General features: G+C 68.2%; 16 protein-coding genes. 9 read left to right on the top strand and 7 right to left on the bottom strand.

Annotation, left to right across the window (positions count from 1 at the left end):
* From KA217_05450 to KA217_05440, 3 genes are all read left to right on the top strand, one after another.
* The coding region (locus KA217_05450; protein ID MBP7711897.1) for a glycosyltransferase at window positions 1-382 on the top strand (382 nt) is incomplete at its 5' end.
* Window positions 379-1422 (top strand): glycosyltransferase family 2 protein, encoded by a 1044-nt coding sequence (locus tag KA217_05445; GenBank protein MBP7711896.1) that lies wholly within the window; start codon window positions 379-381, stop codon window positions 1420-1422. The genes KA217_05450 and KA217_05445, both read left to right, overlap by 4 nt.
* 56 nt (window positions 1423-1478) lie before the next feature.
* Complete coding sequence (locus KA217_05440) at window positions 1479-2426, top strand: glycosyltransferase family 4 protein (GenBank protein ID MBP7711895.1); 948 nt, start codon at window positions 1479-1481, stop codon at window positions 2424-2426.
* A gap of 169 nt (window positions 2427-2595) precedes the next feature.
* Here KA217_05440 and KA217_05435 read toward each other — a convergent pair whose 3' ends face one another.
* The 6 genes from KA217_05435 to KA217_05410 form a co-directional block, all read right to left on the bottom strand.
* Window positions 2596-3858 (bottom strand): glycosyltransferase family 4 protein, encoded by a 1263-nt coding sequence (locus KA217_05435; GenBank protein MBP7711894.1) that lies wholly within the window; start codon window positions 3856-3858, stop codon window positions 2596-2598.
* Window positions 3859-3879: 21 nt separating this feature from the next.
* Window positions 3880-4782, bottom strand: coding sequence for a glycosyltransferase family 2 protein (locus KA217_05430; GenBank protein MBP7711893.1), 903 nt, complete (start codon window positions 4780-4782; stop codon window positions 3880-3882).
* Window positions 4783-4844: 62 nt separating this feature from the next.
* Window positions 4845-6875: a tetratricopeptide repeat protein gene (locus tag KA217_05425; GenBank protein ID MBP7711892.1), complete on the bottom strand. Its 2031-nt coding sequence runs from the start codon at window positions 6873-6875 to the stop codon at window positions 4845-4847.
* A 98-nt stretch (window positions 6876-6973) separates the two neighbouring features.
* A complete protein-coding gene (locus KA217_05420) occupies window positions 6974-7408 on the bottom strand; it encodes a pilin (GenBank protein ID MBP7711891.1) in 435 nt (144 codons plus the stop codon).
* 385 nt (window positions 7409-7793) lie between these two features.
* On the bottom strand, window positions 7794-9164 hold the full coding sequence (locus KA217_05415) for a sigma-54-dependent Fis family transcriptional regulator (protein MBP7711890.1): 1371 nt from the start codon (window positions 9162-9164) through the stop codon (window positions 7794-7796).
* Window positions 9161-10798, bottom strand: a complete 1638-nt coding sequence (locus tag KA217_05410; GenBank protein MBP7711889.1) for a PAS domain-containing protein — start codon at window positions 10796-10798, stop codon at window positions 9161-9163. The genes KA217_05415 and KA217_05410 overlap by 4 nt, the downstream gene beginning before the upstream one ends.
* Before the next feature lie 82 nt (window positions 10799-10880).
* Between KA217_05410 and sucC the strand changes: the two genes are divergently transcribed.
* From sucC to KA217_05390, 4 genes are all read left to right on the top strand, one after another.
* Window positions 10881-12053, top strand: coding sequence for an ADP-forming succinate--CoA ligase subunit beta (sucC, locus tag KA217_05405; GenBank protein ID MBP7711888.1), 1173 nt, complete (start codon window positions 10881-10883; stop codon window positions 12051-12053).
* A 38-nt stretch (window positions 12054-12091) separates the two neighbouring features.
* Window positions 12092-12967, top strand: a complete 876-nt coding sequence (gene sucD, locus KA217_05400; protein ID MBP7711887.1) for a succinate--CoA ligase subunit alpha — start codon at window positions 12092-12094, stop codon at window positions 12965-12967.
* A 39-nt stretch (window positions 12968-13006) separates the two neighbouring features.
* Entirely contained in the window at window positions 13007-14626 is a 1620-nt protein-coding gene (locus KA217_05395; GenBank protein ID MBP7711886.1) for an NAD+ synthase, read from the top strand.
* Window positions 14627-14738: 112 nt separating this feature from the next.
* Window positions 14739-15077 (top strand): P-II family nitrogen regulator, encoded by a 339-nt coding sequence (locus tag KA217_05390; GenBank protein ID MBP7711885.1) that lies wholly within the window; start codon window positions 14739-14741, stop codon window positions 15075-15077.
* A 64-nt stretch (window positions 15078-15141) separates the two neighbouring features.
* Here the strand turns inward: KA217_05390 and KA217_05385 are convergent, their stop codons facing one another.
* Window positions 15142-15930, bottom strand: a complete 789-nt coding sequence (locus KA217_05385; protein ID MBP7711884.1) for an outer membrane protein assembly factor BamD — start codon at window positions 15928-15930, stop codon at window positions 15142-15144.
* 45 nt (window positions 15931-15975) lie between these two features.
* Between KA217_05385 and rluD the strand changes: the two genes are divergently transcribed.
* Window positions 15976-17016, top strand: a complete 1041-nt coding sequence (gene rluD / locus KA217_05380) for a 23S rRNA pseudouridine(1911/1915/1917) synthase RluD (GenBank protein ID MBP7711883.1) — start codon at window positions 15976-15978, stop codon at window positions 17014-17016.
* Window positions 17013-17825 (top strand): peptidoglycan editing factor PgeF, encoded by an 813-nt coding sequence (gene pgeF, locus KA217_05375; protein MBP7711882.1) that lies wholly within the window; start codon window positions 17013-17015, stop codon window positions 17823-17825. The genes rluD and pgeF overlap by 4 nt, the downstream gene beginning before the upstream one ends.
* Window positions 17826-17831: the final 6 nt, after the last annotated feature.

Genomic DNA, 17831 nt, shown 5'->3' with positions numbered 1-17831 from the left:
GGTAGACAAGACCGTGTTCCTCCCTGGCCATGTACCGGACCCGGCTAACTGGCTCGCCCACTCCTCCGTGTTCGGGCTCTGCTCCGAGTATGAGGGATTTCCCCTCGCCATACTCGAAGCGATGCAGGCTGGCGTGCCCATCGTCAGCATGGACTGCCCATCCGGGCCGCGCGAGGCACTGGACGGGGGGCGGTTCGGCGCACTCGTCCCAGACGGTGACCAGCGCGCCTTCGAGAGTGCATTGCATGAGCTTCTGCAATCGCCGGAACGACGTGTCCACTATTCCCGACTCGGGAAAGAGCGCGCTGAGTACTACAGCGCCGAGCGCATCGTACCCCTTTGGGAAGACCTTCTCTTACGGGTCGCTCGCTCCCGCCCATGACAATGCCGCAGGCAAGTGCGAATATCAGTGTCCTGCTTCCGACGCAAAATCGGGCACGCCCACTGCGCCGCGCGATCCGTAGCCTTCAGCTACAGACCATCACTGATTTCGAGCTTCTTATACTCGACGATGCTTCTACCGACGAGACGCCTCATTTGCTGCGTCATCTCGCCAGCACGGATAGCCGCATCCACGTCTTCCGCCGCAATCAGAGTGAGGGGCTCGCCAGTGCCCTTAACCTGCTCGTCGAGCACAGTCAGGGCCGATGGCTTGCCCGCATGGACGACGACGACCTGGCGCACCCCCGTCGTTTGGAGCGCCAGCGTGCATACATGCAGTCCCATGGTCTAGACGTTGTGGGTACATGGTATCGTCGTGTCACCCCGCTTTCCCGGAGCGTGATACGATCACCCACCGAGCCATCGATTATCCGGGCAGAGCTGCTCTTTCAGCCTCCGCTCCTTCATCCTTCGGCAATGCTCCGGCGAGAGGTGTTCGAGCGGTACGGAGGCTATCGCACCGACTTTCCACATGCCGAGGATTTCGATCTATGGACCCGCCTTGCACCGACATGCCAGCTCGGCAACGTCCCCGAGGTGCTGCTTGACTATACGCTTTCGCCCCGGCAGGTCTCGCGCACCCACAACCGTACTCAAGTCACGAGCGCACGGGCCATCCGCGCCGCCTACCTACGCACCCTCGGGATCCCCCACACGGCCGAGCAGCTCCAGGTTCACCTACATCTGAGGGACCCAATCCCCCTCTCCAGCCTCTCTGATCTCCGATCCGCGGAACTTTGGCTATTGCATCTTCGTGCTACGTTTCCCACAGAGGTCGCTGAGGTCTTCGCCCGCCAATGGTTCCTCATCGCAGTCCGGGCCGCTGGCCTAGGCCTTCGCACCTGGAAGCTCTGGCGCGCCTCCTCCCTCAGCGCTGGAACCCGGCCCTTGAACGGCCGCCTCCTGTCGGCCCTGTGTGCCGCCCGTGTACGCTACCGCTCACCGCTGTACCGTCTCCTAGAGCCCTTCGCCTCCGCATGAATGCGCCCCCCCCCAGGATCCTTGGAGTCGTGCCACGCGGGAGCGGAGCAGCAGTGGTGCATGCCACGTTGGGTCGAGGTATCCCCGGATACCTCGTTCAAACCTATTCCCCGTCCTGGGAATTCTGCCCCCCCATGCTGCGCCGCTACTGCGACAGGTCCGCGGCCGTTGTCCACGCACCCCCTGATCACTCGGTGTTTCTATGCCCGCGTGAGACTCCCCTTGTCGTGACCTTCCATAACTTTGTGCTAGACCGCCCCATTCGGGCACAGAGCACGCTGATACAGCGGATTCATTACGCCACCGACCTGCGTTTCTTTACGCGGCTCGCTCTGCGCCGGGCGACGGTCGTCACTGCGGTCAGCACATCCACTGCTGATCTAATACGAAGACACATGAACTACACGCGGCCGATCGTGGTAGTTCCAAACGGTGTCGACTCCTTTCGCTTTCGACCGTCGGAGAGCTTCCTCACACAAGGCCCCCTTCGCGTGCTTTTTAGCGGCAACCTCAGCCGCCGCAAGGGCGCACATCTTCTCCCGCAGATCGCCCGCCTGGCCGGGCCAGATATCGAAATTTACTATACCGCCGGAGCCAGAGCCGGCATTTCTGATCCGGGATGGACCGACCTCACGCCGGTCGGCCGAGTACCTTATGCCGACATGCCTGCGCTCTATCATCGCTTCCACGCGCTGCTTCTACCCAGTATAAGGGAAGGCCTGAGCCTCTCACTTCTGGAGGCGATGGCCAGCGGGCTAGCGATAGTGGCGAGTGACATACCATCGAATGCCGAGCCGGTGGTAAACGGAGTCGGCGGACTTCTTTGCCCCGCAGACGACCCGAAGGCGTACGCCGCCGCGCTCCGCACCCTCGCGCGCGATCGCGACCGCGCCCGCGCCATGGGCCTGCACAACCGTATGGTCGTCGAGCAGCGCTATACCCAAAGCCGAATGTTAGATGGCTATCGGGAGGTGTTTAGACGAATCCTTGAGCGCTCCGAATGAAGGCGAGCGCCAGACTACCGACTCGCATGCTCTCGGCCCGGATGCGTTACCCTCTCGCTCCCCGCCGGCAGGGCTGTGCTAGCGTTAGCGTGAAAGTACCTTACATGCGCCGGGGTGCGTCGCACGCCCTCATGAGCGTCAGGCTAGTCCTCTGCCTTAGAAATCGTGCCTACAAGGCCCTTTGTGAGTCGATCGCCCGTCTGCTTCGAATGAGTGATTCAAAGAGTCCTGCGAACGCGCTGCCGGTAGCTTCCTTCGAGAAATCCCTGACCACCCGAGCGCGGCCCCGCTTCGCCAACCCCGCCGCAAAATCCGGGTGCGCCACAAGTCGCTGAACCGAAGCCACAATCTGCTCAGGTTCCCCCTCGTCAACAAGCAACCCCGTCTCCCCGTCCTGAATCACGTCCCCGATTCCGCCCGCCCTCGAGGCTACAACCGGCGTCCCCGCAGCCAGCGCTTCGAGGAATACGATGCCCTGAGCCTCGGTCCACCCGCTCGGGGACCGCCGCGACGGACCGACGAAAACGTCCGCCGCCGCCAAATGGGCTCGCACACTCTCGGGCTGCTGCCAGCCGGTGAAAGCCACCCTCTCTGCTAGCCCAAGCTCCCTGGCCCGACGCTCGAATGCCGCCCGCCCGGCGCCATCGCCGATGATGACACCCCTAACGTCAGGCAGCACCGGGGCAAGCTCCGCGATGGCCGCAAGGAAATCGTCCACCCCCTTCTCCGGAACCAGGCGGCCGACAAACGCAAGCAGTGGGCCGTTACCCATCCGGAGTTGTTGGCGCAACGACTGCACCGGTTCACTATTCCTATCCGGCCCTGCGACGCTCACGCCCATGGGTATGCGGTGGACACTCGCCAGACCGGGCGCCAGTTCCCTCACTGCACGCAGTGTCGCAGAGCTGTTCACCGTTACTGCGTCGGCCCAACCGAGCGCCAGCCGCTTCAGACCGCTCATGACCGGACCGCCCATACCGAACACGTCCCCCCCGTGTACTGTCAGGACATGCGGAATTCGCAGAGGCCGTGCGCTCAAGGCTCCGACGAGACCCTGCGGGAGGATCCAGTGCGTGTGCAGGAGATCATACCCTCCGCGAGCGAGGCGCCTTGCCACGGATGCGAGCTCGGCTAGCACAAGGGGGAGGATTTTCACGACTTCCCATCGGTTCGCCCGCAGCCTCGCAAGCACCCCGCTCTGGTCGGCTAGCGTCTCCAGCCGCTCTGGCCACAGGTAACGGAAGCGTTCTACACACACCCCCTCGAGGATCTCGCTTACAGCGGCCCCCGGCGCGTGAGGCACGAGCACCGTAACGTCCCAGCCTTGCTGATTCAGCTCGATGGCAAGATCCAGGACGAAGCGGGGCGTTTCGTCATTCGCCCAGCGGGGAAGCGTTGTAGCCACGGAAAGGATGCGGCCGCGAGCCTTCACGGCGAGACTCGGGAGTGCGTTCTACTCTGGCGCGTCGCGAACCGTACGCCTTTGATCGAGGTCGGCCGCCCTGTAGTGCAGAGACGAGACCTGCTCCGACAAGATACCCATCATGAACATGAATAAGGATGACAAAATCAGAACCGCGCCCATGTTCGTAAATCGCCCTTGCGTAACGTACGTATACGCATAATATAAGAGACCAACTCCAAATAGCCCGGCGCTCACTGGAAGGAAGAGGCGCATCGGCGAAAAAAGCGCCCCAATCTTCAAAATGATCACAAAAAAGCGAACACCGTCGCGCAACCACCGAATCTTGCTCTGGCCCTCCCTTCGCTGAGAACGCACGGACACGTAAGCGACCGGCAGCCCCGAGCGGAAGAACGCCATGGTGCTGGTGGTGGGGTACGAAAAGCCGTTCGGGAGCAGGTACAGGAACTTGCGAAAGTGGCGGGCTCGAACGGCCCGAAACCCAGACGTGAGGTCCTCGATCTGGTAGCCAGTCATGATGGAGGCAAGCCGGTTATAGAGCATGTTAGCCACGCGCCGAGCCGACGAAGCGTGCGTCTCAGCCACACGCGCGCCCACGGCCATCTCGTATCCCTGCTGCAGCTTCTCCAGCAGACGCCCGACGTCGGCAGGGTCATGCTGGCCATCGGCGTCCATGAAGATCAGGAGATCACCATGCGCATTTCTCGCCCCGGACTTGATGGCGGCTCCATTGCCGAGACAATATGGATGCGACACGACGTGGACACCCGCCGCGTGGCATACCTTTACCGTATCGTCAGTCGACCCATCGTCTACTACCAGGATCTCGGCCCCAGGGAAGTAGCGAGCTAGCTCTGGAAGCACGCGAGCAAGGCCTTGCGCCTCATTGCGGGCCGGCAATACGATGCTTAAGGATTCCGGCCTCCCACTCATGCCACTACTCTCCTCGCAGCTACGCTAAGAATGCTCCGGCGGCAAGCCCACTCTGAGATTACTCATAACACTTGGCTCGCCGGTCTCGGGGCAACTCTTTGGGCTCCCGTAGGAGCGGCCTGCCACTGCAGGTCGATCCCCCTATCGGGAATAATGCCTTTGCCCTTCAGCTGACCTTCGATGTCCTTTAGTTCTCTGGAATACCGGCCAAGCGAGTCTCGCTCTCGAGCATCGTCCAGGGCCTCTTGCGCCGCTTCGTCAAGTCCAGCAGCGGCAAGCATCCTGGCTAGATTCAGTCGAGGTACAACCTCCCGAGGAGCCGCTTCCGCAGCTTTCACGGCAAGCTGATAAGCAGCGCCGTAATCATTCTCTACATGCCAGAAAAAGTCGCTCAGACTACTCAGGACGATCGCACCGAACCGCCCTTTCAAAGAGGGGTTGGCGAGCAAAGCCTCGGTAAACACCATTGGGAAGCCATTTGGTAGCTGACATGAACCCTTTTGCGCACATCGGAACAGCGTGGACAAACCGTCCACCGCGCTCGCGTTCAATCGTACCCGCCGACCCTCTACTATCAGTCGGTCCCAAAGGTCATCAGGAGACAGGCTACCCCGCTTTGCATTGAGAATCACTAGCGCAGCCAATGCTTCCACCTTGTCCGGGTCAATAGAGAGGCTGCGGCCGATGAGTTCCTTCGCCCGGGCCTCTCGCTTACTTCGTGCATCAGGGGCTCCCAGTTCCGCGATGGCGGCCCACGCTACGCCAGCTGTATAAGCAGTACGCGCGGAGTCCGGATTGTGCGCCAACTCCACCTCGCTGAGGGTCAGGGGGTCTGCCCAATGGGTAGCCCGGGATACGGTGAGCAGGCCCAAGAGAAGAATGAGCACCACCGCTCCCAACTGCCGAGCGCGCAGGGTGTCCACTCCGGCTTCTTCCGTTACGATAGAGGAGATTGCGGCGAGCAGAATGCCAAGGCTTGGGAGATAATTTCGGTGCTCGTGGAACATCTCCAGCGCCAGGGCCGTAGACTCGATAGTATGCCCGGCCAGGAAGAAGAGGACCGCGAAGGCAGCGACTGGCGCACGTCGACGCCACACTATGGCCGTGACTATCAGCGCGACCCAGGCAATGAATGCCAGCGCTGTAGTCATCGGCTCGAACAAGGACATCGAGACTAAGTAGTTGTCGTGAAAAAGGCCCATACGGGACACGCTCGGAAGGAGTATCAAGCCGACGTATGTCCATAGAACACGCGTCTGCGTCAAAAGTCGCTCGTCCAGCGTAAAGTCCCGCGAGTCGTAGGTCTGTGAAAGCCATTCCGGGTTGGCGAGCAGGAAGAGGAAGAGAACCACTGCAGGCACAAGGAGTAACAGCGCAAAAAGCGCCTGCAGCGCAAGTCGTGTCCGCACGCGAGGTGAATGAAAGCGAAAGAATACAACTTCTAAAATGAACCAGTATACAGGAAGCAGAATGCCGTTCTCTTTGGAGAGTACCGCCAAAGGCAAGCACAAAAGACCTGCAACTACGAGGGCCCAGCCTTTTTCGTCTCCCCTGATCATCCACCAACGGCCCCAGGAATAGGCAACGAGACCGAGGAGGACGAAGGTGGCGGAGAGGCTTGTCATTCTCTGAACGACGTAGAGAACGCTAGTGAGAGCGATGGGGTGGAGAACCCAGGCCGCCGCTGTGATGCATGCCACCCAGGCCGCTCGGCGCCGGACAGCCTCGGTGTCCTGCGAACTGGCCGCTAGTAGCAGGATGTAGACAAACATTGCCGCAAGTAAGCCGTTGATCCCGTGGATGACAACGTTGGTTAGCTTGTAGGACCAGGGCTCCAGGCCCGCCGCATAGTGATTCAGGCCGAGGGTCAGCATGCTAAGCGGTCGCGAGCCACTTCCGTCCGGTGCCGAAAGGGCGGCATCAAGAAGACTCTCCCGATCGAGAGACTGGATGTGCAGGGCGGAATTGTTTACGAGATTGGGATAGTCGTCAAAAACGAAGCCACCTTGCAGGCCTGGCCAATAGACTGCGAGAGCAAGTGCGAAGAAGAGGATTGGTGCAACCGTCCAGCGAACGGAGCGGGCTAGGTTCATTCTGGCGCGCTGATCTAACCACCCAAAAAAGAACGGCCGGGGAGGCACGAGTGGCCTCCCCGGCCCGTACTTGCGAAATACTCCGCAAGCGCAACGGATCAGCGACAGTTTGCGGGGCGATACTTCCCAGGCAAGGTCCCACCAGTCTTGCAGTCCCAGGAAACACCGTTAGCGCTACCTGTTCCCGTAAAGACCAGGGTCTGGCCGGCAGTACTTCCTCCTAGCTCGTTGAAGGTGACCGTGATAGCGCCGACCGTGCTGCTAGTCTGCGAATAACCGAGGCTCTGGATCTTGGCGGTAGTCACGGTGGTCGAGAAGCCGGCGGCGGAGGCGTCACCAGGCATTGCTGCCTGGGAAATGTAGAATTCGGAAACCGCGGCCTTCGCTGCAGCGGCAAAGCCGATGCCTTCCGTCACCTTCGCTCTCACCGTATAGTCCTGATACGCCGGAATCGCAATCGCGGCCAGGATGCCGATGATCGCCACGACGATCATCAATTCGATCAGGGTGAAGCCTTGCTGTATGCGTCTCATCTTGAACTCCTCGGATAGGGACCCGGAATATTGTCGTGACGCTTTCAGGGTCTGGGCGGCCGCTGTCGGAGGTCCTCGGTCGGCCGTGCCGGCTGCTCACGTCGTGAGGTGTGTCGGCTGCCTCGCCCTGGGCTTTAGGTAGCAGGGGACGTGCCAGGCGCGACGCACTCGCCCGAGACGGAGAAAAACCAAGGGAATTCTCGCTCGACATGCGTCTAGGGCCGGCTGGAGTCCGACCTTGGCCCGCGGCTGAGGTGACGCACTACGGCACTTAGAGTGACGTGGAGCGTCACTTATCGGTGACAGGGCATCTTGGAGGAGACCGACCTCTCGCGGCTACGGCTCGGGGTTGTGGCAGTCGGCGCGGGGCGCGCCTCCCACAACCTTACCCCAACCCCAGCTTCTCCAGCCGATACCGCAGCGCCCGGAAGGTGATCCCCAGCACCTTCGCCGCGGCGGTCTTGTTGCCGCCGGTCTGCTCCAGCGCCTTCAGGATCGCGTCGCGCTCGATCTGATCGAGCAGCGGGTCGAGACCTGCCGCCCGCCCCTCCCCCGCTCCGCCGGGGACGGCGCCTTCGCTCGACTGCCCCGGCCCACCCGCCCCACCGGCGGCCACCCCTTCGCCACCCGGGATCCCGAGGTCCTCCGGCCGGATCACCTCGCCGTCGCAGAGTGCGAGGGCACGCTCCAGGAGGTTCTCGAGCTCCCGGACGTTGCCGGGGAATCGGTAGCCCGCGAGCGCCGCGAGGGCCTCCCGGGATAGCGCGGGACAGGGGTCACCGGTCCGCTCCGCGAGCCGCCCCAGGACGTGCCCGGCGAGCTGCGGGATGTCCTCCGGGCGCTCCCGCAGGGGCGGCACCCGCAACTCGATCACATTGATGCGGTAGAAGAGGTCCTGGCGGAAGCGGCTTTCGCGGACCAGCGCCGCCAGGTCCCTGTGGGTCGCGCTCAGGATCCGGACGTCGACCGGCACCTCGGCCTGGGCCCCGACCGGGCGCACCGACTTCTCCTGGATCGCCCGCAGGAGCTTGACCTGCATGTGGAGCGGCAGGTCGGCCACCTCGTCCAGGAACAGCGTGCCCCCGCTCGCCGCCTGGAAGAGACCGGGCCGGTCGGCGAGCGCCCCGGTGAAGCTGCCCTTCTTGTGGCCGAAGAGCTCGCTCTCCATCAGGTCCTCGGGGATCGCCCCGCAGTTGACCGGGACGAAGGGCCCCTCAGCCCGCGGCCCCTGCTCGTGGATGAGCCGGGCAACCAGCTCCTTCCCGGTCCCGGACTCGCCACTCACGTACACGGGCGCCTGGCTCCGGGCGAGCCGGGCGATGAGGGCGCGCACCGCCTGCATCGGCGCCGAGTCCCCGACGAGCTCCCGGCGGGGGCTCGCGCGCGTCCCCGAGAGCCGCAGCGCCGTGGACACCAGGTTGCGCAGGACCTGCAGGTCCACGGGCTTGGAGACGAAGTCGAAGGCACCGGCCTTCAGCGCCTCGACCGCGCTCTCGACATTGCCGTGGGCGGTGATGACGGCGACCGGGGTCGCCGGGCAGACCCGCTGCATGTGCCGGACGAGGTCGATGCCGTTGCCGTCCGGCAGGCGCATGTCGGTGAGGCAGAGGTCGAAGGCCCCCTCCGCGAGCCGCGCCCGGGCGCGGGCGAGGTCCTCGGCCGCGAGCGCCTCGATGCCCATGCGCTCGAGCGTGATGGCCAGGAGCTCCCGGATGTCGGGCTCGTCGTCGACGACCAGGGCGCGGGGCCGGCTCATGCGCTCAGTGTGGCCCTTCGGGACGGGTGGGTGAAGGTGATCCGGAAGCAGTGCCCGCCCGGCCCGCTGCCCAGGTGCTCGAGCACGGCCTGGTTGGCCTCGCAGAGCTCCCGGGCGATGTAGAGCCCGAGGCCGGTGCCCTGGCTCTCGGTCGTGAAGAACGGCTCGAAGAGGTGCTGCACCGCCTCGGGGGAGAGCCCCGGCCCGCTGTCGCAGACCTCGAGGTAGGGCCGCTCGGTCCGGGCGCTCACCCCCGCCCGCAGGCGGAGCAGCGGGCGCGCGCTGGCGTAGCGCAGGCCGTTCTCACAGAGGTTGTGGACGACCTGCTGAAGCTGGCTCGGGTCGGCGCGCACCTCGAGCTCCGGCGGCGCCACCTCCGTCACCACGTCCTCCGCACCGAGTCCCCGCTGGCGGGAGAGGTCGGCGACGAGCGCCTCCAGCCAGGGCCCGAGGGCGAAGCGCTGGAGGTCCGCGTCGCGCCGGCGGGAGAGCTGGAGCACGTTCTCGATGACCGCGTTCAGGCGCTGGGACTGCTCGCGGATGATCCGCGTGAGCCGCTGGTCCGGCTCGGCGAGCCCCGGCGACTCCTGCAGGAGCTGCGCGGCGTGGCTGATGGCGCCCAGGGGGTTGCGGACCTCGTGCGCGATGCTGGCGGCGAGGCGCCCGAGCGAGGCGAGCTTCATGTGCTGGGCCCGCTGGGTGACGTTCGCCAGATCCTCGAGGAACACCAGCGCGGCCGGCGGGCCCGGCTGCTCGATGGCCGCGAGCGAGGCGATGATCTCCACCCCGGCGCCCCGGGGGCGAAAGGTGCGGGACGCAACGCCCCGGTCCTGGCGCCAGTCCTCCACCAGGGCGGCCAGCTCCGGGGAGGCGCTCTGCAGCGAGGCACCGGCGTCGAGCCGGGGGAGCCCCAGCAGACGGCGCGCGGACTCGTTCGCGAGACGCACCCGCCCGTCCGGGCCCGCGGCCAGGATCCCGGACTGCATGCGCTGCAGGATGTGCTCGTTCAGGCGGGCGAGGTTCGCCAGATCGAGCCCACGCTGGCGCGCCAGCGCCTCGCTCTCCCGCACCCGCCGCCCGAGGAAGTGGGCGATCCAGGCGGTGGCGAAGAGCGCCGCGCCGAGCACCCCGGCCTCGGTGTAGGCCGCCTCCGAGCGCGGCCCGCCGCCGGTGAGCGCCTCCTGCACGAGGACCGCGATGGCGGCGAGCGCGGCGAAGAGCACGGCGGTGCGCCCGGCGGTGAGGATGCTCCCCCCCGCGACCGCCACCACCATCAGCAGCCCGAACCCGCTCGCGACCCCCCCGCTCGCGTACATCAGCAGCGCGATGGCGACGATGTCCCCCAGCACCTGCACCCGCACCTGCGTCTCGAAGCGCGGCCGGCGCCGCGCGATCGCGACACTGCTCAGCACGGAGAAGGCGAGGTAGGCGAGGGCCGTATAGAAGAAGAGTGCGGGGTCCCGGTCGCTCAGCGCCCTTGGCGGCACGTCGACGACCACCATCCCCACGAAGAGGCCAGCCACCACGGCGCGGTACAGGTTGAAGAGGCGCAACGGGCGCCAGGTGTCGCGGACGTCCCTCCGGGGCGCTTCCGGCTCGAGGGTGGAGGGGGCGGCGGGGACGGGGTCGGACACGCTCGCTGGGGCGGGACTTTGCGCGCCTGCAGGCTTTCCATGACAATACCAGGGCGATCCCCGCGCGGCCAGGCGTGATCCGGTGCACCTACACGAATTCGAGGCCAAGAAACTCCTCTCCACCTACGGGGTCGCCGTACCCCAGGGCATCGTCGCGACCACGGCCGAGGAGGCCCGGGCCGCCGCCCTGACGCTCGGCGGCGACCACTGGGTCGTCAAGGCACAAGTGCACGCCGGGGGCCGCGGCAAGGCCGGCGGGGTGCGCAAGGTCACGGGGCTCGCCGCCCTGAAGGCGGTCGCCACCGAGTTCCTCGGCTCGCGCCTGGTGACGCACCAGACCGGCGCCGCGGGCCAGCCCATCCACCGGGTCCTCGTCGAGGCCCCCGCCGCCATCGCCCGGGAGCTCTACCTGGCGCTGCTGGTGGACCGGCAGCGCGAGCGCCTGACCCTCATCGCCTCCGCCGCGGGCGGCATGGAGATCGAGGAGGTGGCGGCCCGGAACCCCGAGGCGGTCCTGCGCGTCCCGGTGGACCCGGCCGCAGGGCTGCAGCCCTACCAAGCCCGGCGCATCGGCTTCGCCCTCGGCCTGGACGAGGGCGCGCGCAAGGCGCTCGCAGCGCTCCTGCCGCGGCTGGTGCGGGCCTTCCACGAGCGGGACCTGAGCCTCCTCGAGCTGAATCCGCTCGCGGTGACGACCTCGGGCGAGCTGCTGGCGCTCGACGCCAAGGCCCACCTGGACGACAACGCGCTCTACCGCCAGAAGGGCCTGGCGGAGCTGCGCGACACCACCCAGGAGCACCCCCGGGAGACCGAGGCGCGGCGCTTCAACCTCCACTACATCGCGCTCGACGGCGACATCGCCTGCATGGTCAACGGGGCGGGTCTCGCCATGGCGACGATGGACCTGATCCAGCTGCACGGCGGCTCCCCCGCGAACTTCCTCGACGTGGGCGGCGCGACCACGGCAGAGAGGGTCGCCGAGGCCTTCAAGCTCATCCTCTCGGACGACAAGGTGAAGGCCATCCTGGTCAACATCTTCGGCGGCATCGTCCACTGCGACCTGATCGCCCAGGGGGTGGTGAGCGCGGTCCGCGAGGTGGGGGTCGACCGTCCCCTCGTCGTGCGCCTCGAGGGCACCAACGCCGAGCAGGGCCTCGCGCTGCTGGCCGAGAGCGGGCTGCCGCTCGTCACCGCGAGCGACCTGACCGACGCCGCGCTGAAGGCGATCGCCGCAGCGCAGGGTGCGAGTGGTTGAAGGTGAACGAGCCGAGGCCCCGCGGCCAGGAGATCTAGATGTCGATCCTCGTCGACCGTGACACCCGCGTCATCTGCCAGGGCTTCACCGGCAAGCAGGGGACCTTCCACTCCGAGCAGGCCCTCGCCTACGGGACGCGCCTGGTGGGCGGGGTGACCCCCGGCAAGGGCGGGCAGCGCCACCTGGGGTTGCCGGTCTTCGACACCGTGCACGCGGCGGTGCGCGAGACCGGGGCGGACGCGAGCATGATCTACGTCCCCGCGGCCCACGCCGCCGACGCCATCCTCGAGGCGGCGGACGCCGGGATCCGCACCATCGTCTGCATCACCGAGGGCGTCCCGGTGCTGGACATGCTGGCCGCCAAGGCCGCCCTCGCGGCGTACCCGGAGGCCCGGCTCATCGGCCCGAACTGCCCCGGCGTGGTCACCCCGGGCGCCTGCAAGATGGGGATCATGCCCGGGGCCATCCACCGCCCCGGGGTCGTCGGCATCATCTCGCGCTCGGGAACGCTCAACTACGAGGCGGTCTACCAGACCACCGCGCTCGGCCTCGGCCAGAGCACGTGCGTCGGCATCGGGGGTGACCCGATCCACGGCATCGGCTTCATCGACTGTCTCGCCCTCTTCGAGGCGGACCCCAGGACCGAGGGCATCGTCCTGGTGGGCGAGATCGGCGGCAACTCCGAGGAGTCCGCCGCGGAGTACATCCGCGAGCACGTGAGCAAGCCCGTGGTTGCCTACGTCGCAGGGGTCACCGCGCCTCCCGGCCGGCGCATGGGGCACGCAGGGGCCATCATCGCCGGCTCGACCGGCACGGCGGCGGCCAAGTTCGCCGCGCTCGAGGACGCCGGGGTCGTGACCACGCGCTCGCCGGCGGACATCGGGCGGCGGATGGCCGAGGCCCTGCGCGCCTAGGACGGCCCGCAGCCTCCGCGCCGCTGCGGTCGAAAGCCGATGGGGCCCACCCTCCGCATCGCACTGGCCCAGGTCGACCTCCTGGTCGGGGACGTGGACGGCAACGCCCGGCGCGTCGTCGCGAGCGCGCGCGAGGCCCGCGAGCGCCTCGGCGCCCGGCTGGTCGTCTTCCCCGAGCTGACGCTCACCGGCTACCCGCCCGAGGACCTGCTGCTACGCCCCGGGCTCTACCCCCGGGTGGAGCGGGCCCTCGCCTCGGTCGCCCGCGAGGTGCAGGGCATCGACGTCGTCCTCGGCTACCCCGAGCACACGCCCGAGGGCGTCTACAACGCCGGCGCGCTCCTGCGCGGCGGCCATATCACCGCCCGCTACTACAAGCAGAGCCTGCCGAACTACAGCGTCTTCGACGAGAAGCGCTACTTCCGCGAGGGCACCGCGCCCTGCGTCTTCGACCTCGACGGGCTGCCGGTGGGGCTCACGATCTGCGAGGACGTCTGGACCGAGGCCCCCGTGCGCCAGGCGGTCGCCGCGGGCGCGCGCCTCGTCCTGAACCTGAACGCCTCGCCCTACCACGTGGGGAAGGAGGCCGAGCGCGAGGAGGTCCTCGTGCGCCGGGCCCGGGAGAACGGAGTCCCCATCGCCTACGTCAACCTCGTGGGGGGGCAGGACGAGCTGGTCTTCGACGGCGCCTCCTTCGCCGTGGACGCCGACGGCGCGGTGGCCCTGCGGGCGCCCTCCTTCGTGGAGGGCCTCCATCCCCTCGAGGTCGAACCCGGCCCGCCGGTGCGGTTGCGGCCCGGGGCGGTCGTCGAGCCCCTGCCGGTCGAGGAGAGCGTCTACCGGGCGCTCACCGCGGGGATCCGGGACTACGTGGAGAAGAACCGCTTCCCCGGGGTCGCCGTCGGGCTCTCGGGGGGCGTCGACTCGGCGCTCACGCTCGCCCTCGCCGTCGACGCCCTCGGCCCGGCGCGGGTGCGGGCGGTGCTGATGCCCTCGCGCTACACCGCGCCCATGAGCGTCGAGGACGCCCTCGCCGAGGCCGAGGCCCTCGGCGTGCGCCATCACACCATCTCCATCGAGGGGCCCTTCGAGGCCTTCCTCGCCGCGCTCCGGGAGACCTTCGCCGGCCTGCCCCGCGACGTCACCGAGGAGAACATCCAGGCCCGCTGCCGCGGCATCATCCTGATGGCGATCTCCAACAAGAGCGGGGACCTGGTCCTCACCACCGGCAACAAGAGCGAGCTGGGCGTCGGCTACGCGACGCTCTACGGGGACATGGCCGGGGGCTTCGCGCCGCTGAAGGACGTGCCGAAGATGCTGGTCTACCGGCTCGCCGAGTGGCGCAACCGCCCCGTGCCCGTCATTCCCCGGCGCGTCATCGAGCGCGCGCCCTCCGCCGAGCTCGCGCCGGACCAGCGGGACCAGGACAGCCTGCCGCCCTACCCCGTGCTGGACGCGGTCCTGGAGCTCTACGTGGAGCAGGACCGCTGCCCGGAGGACATCGTGGCCGCCGGCTTCGACGCCGCCACGGTCGAGCGGGTGGTGCGCATGGTCAACCGCAACGAGTACAAGCGGCGCCAGGCTGCGCCGGGCGTGCGGATCAGCCATCGGGCCTTCGGGCGCGACCGCCGCTACCCGATCACCTCGGGCTATGCCTGACGAGTCACCCACCTCGGGCTCAGCCTGATCATCACCCACCTCGGGCCAAGCCTGACCAGTCAGCCACCTCGGGCCAAGCCCGACCCATCACCCGCCAGCGGGGGAGAACCGGATGAAGCGTATCGAGGCTGTCATCAAACCCTTCAAGCTCGACGACGTCCGCCAGGCGCTCACGGCCATCGGGGTCACCGGGATGACGGTGACCGAGGTGAAGGGGTTCGGGCGCCAGAAGGGCCACACGGAGCTCTACCGGGGCGCCGAGTACGTCGTGGACTTCCTGCCCAAGATCCGCATCGAGACCGTGGTGGCCGACGAGCGGGTCGACGCCTGCATCGAAGCCATCGTGCGCGGGGCGCGCACGGGCAAGATCGGCGACGGGAAGATCTTCGTGACTCCGGTCGAGCGGGTCGTCCGGGTCCGGACCGGGGAGAGCGACCTCGACGCGCTCTGAGCTCTACACCCCCTGAGGCGGCCGGGGGCAGCCCTCAGCCGTCGCCGAGTCAGCCGTCGCCGGGTCAGCCGTCGCCGAGCGTGCGGCCGGCCTCGGAGACCCCGGGGTGCTCGGGGTGGTTGGTGCGCAGCACCCGCATAGCGTCGTCCGCGAACTCTTTCAACCCGAGCTCCCGGTAGGCCTTCGCCAGCACCGAGAGGGAGTCGGGGACCGCCGGCGTGCGGGGGTAGTTCTCCACCACGTACTTGGCCCGGTTCGCGGCGGCCACGTACGCGCCGCGGCGCATGTAGTACTTCGCGACCCGCAGCTCGTGCAGCGCCAGGTTGTTGCGCAGGTAGAGCATGCGCTGGCGGGCGTCCTCGGCGTAGCTGCTCTCGGGGTACTGGCGCACCAGCTGCGAGAAGTCCTCGAAGGACTGCAGCGCCGCGCCGGGGTCGCGGTCGGCCGGGTCGACGGGGAGGAAGCGCTCCACCAGCCCCTGGCCGCGGTTGTAGTTCACCAGCCCCTTCAGGTAGAGGGCGTAGTCGATGTTGGGGTGGCGCGGGTTCAGCTTGATGAAGCGGTCGAGGGCCGCGAGGGCGGAATCGGGCTCCTCGTCCTTGTAGTATGCGTAGGCGATCTCGAGCTGGGCCTGCTGGGCGTACTTGCCAAACGGGTAGCGCGCCTCTAGCTTCTCGTAGTAACCGACGGACTGAGAGTAGTTCCCGTCGTTCAGCGCGCCGCGGGCCTCGGAGTAGAGCTTCTGGGCCGACCAGTCGCGCGTCTCGTCGCTCTTCTCGGGGAGCATGCCGCAGCCGGCGCTCAGGGCCACCAGGCTCACCAGGACCATCGCGGAAAGGTGTCGCAGGATCATGCGCGTAGGGTATCGCAGGGCGGGTCTCGGGACCAAGCACGAGGGATGACGGAGCTCGAGCCCATCCGGGTCCAGGTCCCGGCCGAGCTGGCCGGGCTGCGTCTGGACCGCGCGCTCGCCGCGCTCCTGCCGGACTTCTCCCGCACCCGGCTCCAGCAGTGGCTGCGCGAGGACCGGGTGCAGTGCGACCGCGGGCCCCTGCGGGCCCGGGACCCGGTTCGGGGCGGCGACTGGATCGAGGTCCGCGGCAGCCTTCCCCGCGACGAGCGCTGGGAGGCCCAGGAGATGCCGGTCGAAGTCCTCTACGAGGACGCCGACCTGCTGGTGGTCGACAAGCCCGCCGGTCTCGTGGTGCACCCCGCGGCCGGCAACCCGGACCGCACCCTGGTGAACGCCCTCCTGCACCGGGACCCCGACCTCGCCCGTCTGCCGCGCTCGGGCATCGTGCACCGGATCGACAAGGACACCTCGGGCCTGCTGGTGGTCGCCCGCACGCTGCGGGCGCACCGCTCGCTCGTGGAGCAGCTGCGCGAGCACTCCGTGGTGCGCGAGTACGAGGCCGTCGCCACGGGGGTGCTGACCGGCGGCGGCACGGTCGACGCCCCCATCGGGCGCGACCCCCGCCACCGCACCCGCATGGCGGTGGTCCCGGGCGGTCGCCCGGCGGTCACCCACTACCGGGTGGTGGCGCGGTTCCGGGCCCACACCCACGTGCGGGTGCGTCTGGAGACCGGGCGGACCCACCAGGTCCGCGTGCACCTGGCTTCCCTGCACCACCCCCTCGTGGGCGACCCGGTCTACGGCGGCCGGCTGCGCATCCCGGCAGGGTGCAGCCCCGAGCTCGCCGGGGCGCTGCGCGCCTTCCGCCGCCAGGCCCTGCACGCCGCCCGCCTGGAGCTCACCCACCCCGCGACCGGGAGCCCAATGTCGTGGGAGTCGCCCCTCCCGGCCGACCTGCGCGCCCTGCTCCGCTCCCTCGCAGAGGACCTCCACCCGGGCCTCGCCGCGGCGCCCCCCGAGGGGGCTCGGGGTGATCCGCCCGGGGACGGGACCGGGGGGGGCCGCACCGTGCGGGGGCGCCGGTGACCCTGACCCTTCTGCCCGACTGGCCGGCGCCGCCGGGGGTGCGCGCTGTCACCACCACCCGGGGGGGTGGTGCGAGCTCGGGGCGCTACGCCTCCTTCAACCTCGCGACCCATGTGGGGGACGACCCGCAACGGGTGGCCGAGAACCGGGCCGCACTTCGCTCCCGGCTCGGCCTGCCCGCCGAGCCCGCCTGGCTCGCCCAGGTCCACGGCGCGGTCGTGGTCGACGCCGGCGCCGACCGGGGAGGCCTGCCCACGGCCCCGGAGGCCGACGCGAGCGTCGCTCAGCGGCCGGGGCCGGTCTGCGCGGTGCTGACGGCGGACTGCCTGCCGGTGCTCTTCTGCACCCGGGACGGCTCCCGGGTCGGAGCCGCCCACGCCGGCTGGCGGGGCCTCGCGGCGGGCGTGCTCGAGGCGACCCTCGCAGCCCTCGGGCGACCGCCCGGGGAGGTCCTGGCATGGCTCGGGCCCGGCATCGGAGCCGAGGCCTACGAGGTGGGAGAGGAGGTGCGCGAGGCCTTCCTCGCCCCCGACCCGGGGACCGCGGGCGCCTTTACCCCGAGCGGACGCCCCGGGCACTGGCTCGCGGACATGTACGCCCTCGCCCGCCGGCGGCTCGCCCGCGCCGGGGTCGGGGAGGTCTACGGCGGCGGGCTCTGCACCTACGGGGACGGGGAGCGCTTCTACTCCTACCGCCGGGACGGCGTGACCGGGCGCATCGCCACCCTGGTCTGGATCGCCCCCAACCCCGGGGACGCGAGCGACTCCCCCGCCCGGCCCGCCCGGCCCGCCAAGCTGGAGCGGCCGTGACCACGG

The sequence above is a fragment of the Gammaproteobacteria bacterium genome (assembly GCA_017999615.1).
Lineage (GTDB): Bacteria > Pseudomonadota > Gammaproteobacteria > JAABTG01 > JAABTG01 > JAGNLM01.
Note: the sequence above shows the minus strand (reverse complement) of the source record. Positions and strands in the feature narration are given on the sequence as shown.